The sequence below is a fragment of the Pseudomonas sp. Sample_24 genome, assembly GCF_004307605.1.
Lineage (GTDB): Bacteria > Pseudomonadota > Gammaproteobacteria > Pseudomonadales > Pseudomonadaceae > Aquipseudomonas.
In genome coordinates this window covers 1-4,329 of the sequence record NZ_RCNW01000495.1, presented here as the reverse complement: position 1 = coordinate 4,329, position 4,329 = coordinate 1, and the positions used below count along the sequence as shown (strand labels likewise).

The 4,329-nt window shown below is 59.2% G+C and carries 5 protein-coding genes; all 5 read left to right on the top strand.

Translation table 11 applies throughout. The features are described from left to right. The coding region (locus D8V06_RS29025; protein WP_130932331.1) for an ethanolamine ammonia-lyase subunit EutB at positions 1–1,037 on the top strand (1,037 nt) is incomplete at its 5' end. Positions 1,038–1,045: 8 nt separating this feature from the next. Then, a complete protein-coding gene (gene eutC, locus D8V06_RS29020; protein ID WP_056855828.1) occupies positions 1,046–1,870 on the top strand; it encodes an ethanolamine ammonia-lyase subunit EutC in 825 nt (274 codons plus the stop codon). A 114-nt stretch (positions 1,871–1,984) separates the two neighbouring features. Further along, positions 1,985–2,446 (top strand): GNAT family N-acetyltransferase, encoded by a 462-nt coding sequence (locus D8V06_RS29015; protein ID WP_130932330.1) that lies wholly within the window; start codon positions 1,985–1,987, stop codon positions 2,444–2,446. Positions 2,447–2,757: 311 nt separating this feature from the next. Further along, positions 2,758–3,414, top strand: a complete 657-nt coding sequence (locus D8V06_RS29010) for a DedA family protein (protein WP_056855830.1) — start codon at positions 2,758–2,760, stop codon at positions 3,412–3,414. A 6-nt stretch (positions 3,415–3,420) separates the two neighbouring features. Further along, entirely contained in the window at positions 3,421–4,233 is an 813-nt protein-coding gene (locus D8V06_RS29005; RefSeq protein ID WP_056855831.1) for a M90 family metallopeptidase, read from the top strand. The last annotated feature ends 96 nt before the right edge of the window (positions 4,234–4,329 follow it).

The window sequence follows — 4,329 nt, the reverse complement described above, 5'->3', positions numbered from 1 at the left end:
CGGAAATGGCCGCGGCCGTGTCAAAGATCATGCGCGTGCAGGATCTGGTGCTGGTGGCGCAAAAAATCCGCGTGGTCACCCAGTTTCGCGGCACCCTGGGCTTGCGCGGGCGCCTGTCCACACGCCTGCAACCCAACCACCCGACCGACGAACCGGCCGGTATTGCCGCGAGCATTCTCGACGGTCTGCTGCACGGTAACGGCGATGCCATGATCGGCATCAACCCGGCCACCGACAGCATCGCCTCAATCTGCGCCATGCTGGAAATGCTCGACGCGATCATCCAGCGCTACGAGATTCCGACCCAGGCCTGCGTGCTGACCCATGTCACCACGTCTATCGAAGCGGTCAATCGTGGCGTGCCGCTGGACCTGGTGTTCCAGTCGATCGCCGGCACCGAAGCTGCGAATGCGAGCTTCGGTATCAATCTGAATGTACTCAAGGAAGGTTATGACGCCGGACTGAGCCTCAACCGCGGCACACTCGGGCAAAACCTGATGTATTTCGAAACCGGCCAGGGCAGCGCCCTGTCGGCCAACGCCCACCATGGCGTCGATCAACAAACCTGCGAAACCCGGGCCTACGCTGTCGCGCGACACTTCAAACCGTTTTTGGTGAACACCGTCGTAGGATTTATCGGTCCGGAATACCTCTATAACGGCAAACAGATTATTCGCGCCGGTCTCGAAGATCACTTCTGCGGCAAGCTGCTGGGCGTGCCGATGGGTTGCGACATCTGTTACACCAACCACGCCGAGGCCGACCAGGATGACATGGACACCCTGCTGACCTTGCTGGGCGTGGCCGGGATCAACTTCATCATGGGCATCCCCGGCTCCGACGACATCATGCTCAATTACCAGACCACGTCGTTCCACGATGCGCTCTATGCCCGCCAGACCTTGGGGCTCAAACCTGCGCCGGAGTTCGAACAGTGGCTGGCGAAAATGGGCATCTTCACCCAGGCGGACGGCCGGGTTCTGTTCGGCAACAGCCTGCCACCGGCCTTCCGCCAGGCCTTGGCGCAACTGGGATGAGTGTTGATATGGAAAAGCCGCCTTACGACCCGCACAACCCATGGCTGGAGCTGCGACGCCTGACACCGGCGCGCATTGCCCTTGGCCGTACGGGCACCAGCATGCCCACTCGCGCGCAGCTGGACTTTCAATATGCCCACGCTCAGGCCCGTGATGCGGTGCACTTGCCGTTTGACCACGGGGCATTGCGCTCACAACTGAGCGAGCGCGGGCATGCAAGTCTTTTGCTGCATAGCGCGGCCGTTGACCGCAACAGCTATTTGCAACGCCCCGATCTTGGGCGAAAACTGAGCGATGCGTCGGCTCAGGTTCTACGTGATCACGCTTCGGCCAATCCGGGCGGAGTCGACCTGGTGATCGTGGTCGCCGATGGTTTGTCAGCGTTGGCCGTTCATCGCCATACGCTGCCGTTTCTGGCGCGACTGGAGGAACAGGTTCGCGCCGAAAACTGGTCCGTCGCCCCGATCGTGCTGGTGGAACAGGGCCGCGTTGCTGTCGCCGATGAAGTCGGCGAATTGCTGGGGGCGAAAATGACCGTGATCCTGATCGGCGAGCGCCCAGGCCTGAGCTCGCCAGACAGTCTGGGGTTGTATTTCACCTATAACCCCAAAGTCGGCCTGACAGACGCCTATCGCAACTGCATCTCCAATGTGCGCCTGGAAGGCTTGAGCTACGGCATGGCGGCACACCGTTTGCTGTATTTGATGCGCGAGGCCTGTCGGCGGCAGTTATCCGGGGTCAATCTGAAGGACGAAGCGCAAGTCCAGACCCTGGAGTCAGACGCCGGCGCAGACATGAAGGGAAATTTCCTACTAGGCCCGCCGGATGCCTGAAGCGCTTGCGCGTTGCACTTTCGTTCCAGTTTCAGGCAGGATCGACTCGCGGCTGCCAGGATTTCCCGTTGCCGTTCAAGCACGCAAGACAGCCACTTGAAGACGAGACCTACCATGCGGATTATTCAAGCGACCCTCGAACACCTGGACCTGCTGACCCCGTTGTTCGTCAAATATCGCGAGTTTTATGGCTCCCTGCCGTATCCGGACTCGTCCCGGGCGTTTCTCGAAAAACGCCTTCGTCGCAAAGAGTCGGTGATCTACCTGGCCCTTTCCGATGATGACAACACCAAACTGTTGGGCTTTTGTCAGTTGTACCCAAGCTTCTCTTCGCTTTCGCTTAAACGCGTGTGGATCCTCAACGACATCTACGTCGCCGAAGACGCACGTCGCCAACTGGTCGCCGACAATCTGATTCGTACCGCGAAAAAAATGGCCAAGGAAACCAATGCCGTGCGCATGCGGGTGTCTACCAGCAGCAACAACGCAGTGGCGCAGAAAACCTACGAATCCATCGGATTCAAGGAAGATACCGAGTTCAAGAACTACGTATTGCCGATCAGCGACGAGCTGTAAGGTCGCTGCACCGGGGTCGATCTCTGCCATGCAGAGGATCGACCCCCTAAGGCCGTCAATCCATCCGATGGAATTTTCCCGCCCCCTCAAACTCAAGGCTTCAGGGTGTGTTTGTGTGAGTTATTAATTGTCACCAGACTTGCGCACGTTCAACCGACATGCCCCGCTACAATCTCGACGCGCTTTTCACCACTCAACTCGTATAATGCCGATCTTTCCGGCTTGTAAGAAAAACTACGTCCGTTCGTAGGCTTTCGCGAAGTCATCCGCACAAGGCCCGCTGACCTGGACCGTTATCACAGGTGCTTTCCATGGATTTCAACCCGCTCGACCTAGTCCTGCATCTCGATGTCTACCTCGATTTGCTGGTAACCAATTACGGGCCATGGATCTACGCCATTCTGTTTCTGGTGATTTTTTGTGAAACCGGCCTGGTGGTCATGCCCTTCCTGCCGGGTGATTCGCTGCTGTTCATCGCCGGCGCAGTTGCCGCAGGTGGCGGCATGGACCCGGTGCTGCTGGGTGGCCTGCTGATGCTGGCGGCGATATTGGGCGATAGCACCAACTATGTGATCGGACGAACGGCGGGCGAACGCTTGTTCAGCAATCCGAACTCGAAGATCTTCCGCCGCGACTATCTGCAACAAACCCACGATTTCTATGAAAAGCACGGCGGTAAAACCGTGACCCTGGCGCGCTTCCTGCCCATCATCCGCACCTTTGCACCGTTCGTCGCGGGCGTTGCGCGGATGCCGTACCCGCGCTTCTTCGCCTTCAGCGTGCTGGGCACCATCCTTTGGGTCGGCGGTCTGGTCACCCTCGGTTACTTCTTCGGCAACGTACCGTTCATCAAGTCGAACCTGTCGTTGCTGGTGGTCGGCATCATCCTGCTATCGCTGGTTCCGATGATCATCGGCGTGGTGCGCAGTCGCTTCGGCAACGCAGCGTCCAAAGCTCACACGCGCTGATCCTCGATGTGGTCCCTGAGCGCCTGGCGTCGCCGGCGCATTCTGGCCAGGCACCCGATTGCCGACGATATGTGGCAACGGGTGCGCCATCACCTGAGCTTTCTCGACGGCATCACCGCGGCCCAGGACCAATGGCTGCGTGAAGCCTGCGTGCTGTTCCTCGAAGACAAACACCTGACTGCCCTGCCCGGCGTCGAATTGCATCAGGAGCAACGCCTGTTGCTCGCCGCCCAGGCGCAACTGCCGCTGATGAACCTGGGTGATCTGAACTGGTACCAGGGCTTTCACGAAATCATCCTCTACCCCGACGACTTCCTCAGCCCCCAGCGCCACCGCGACGCCAGTGGCATCGAACACGAATGGGACGGCGAGCACAGCGGTGAAGCCTGGCAGCAAGGGCCGATCATCCTCGCCTGGCCCGGTGTGATGGCCAGTGGTGGCTGGGAAGGCTACAACCTGGTCATCCACGAACTGGCGCACAAACTCGACATGCTCAACGGCGACGCCAATGGCCTGCCACCACTGCACGCCGACATGCGCGTCAGCGCCTGGGCCAAAGTCATGCAGGACGCCTACGATGACCTCGACCGGCAGCTGGAACACAACCCGGACGCCGAGACCGCCATCGACCCATACGCCGCCGAGAACCCTGCCGAGTTCTTCGCCGTCACCAGTGAATACTTCTTCAGCGCCCCGGATTTGCTGCATGAGGCTTATCCACAGGTGTATGAGCAGTTGCAGCTGTTCTATCGCCAGGATCCGCTCGGAAGATTGAAGCAACTTCAGGCGCATGATCCGGTCTATCAGCCACACGACTAAGGTCTACACGACTTCTGGTCCATGGCGTCGGCGTAGGAATATGCCTATAATCGCCGCCACTTTTTGGTCAATCCGGCCAAGTGTTTTTGGTCAACT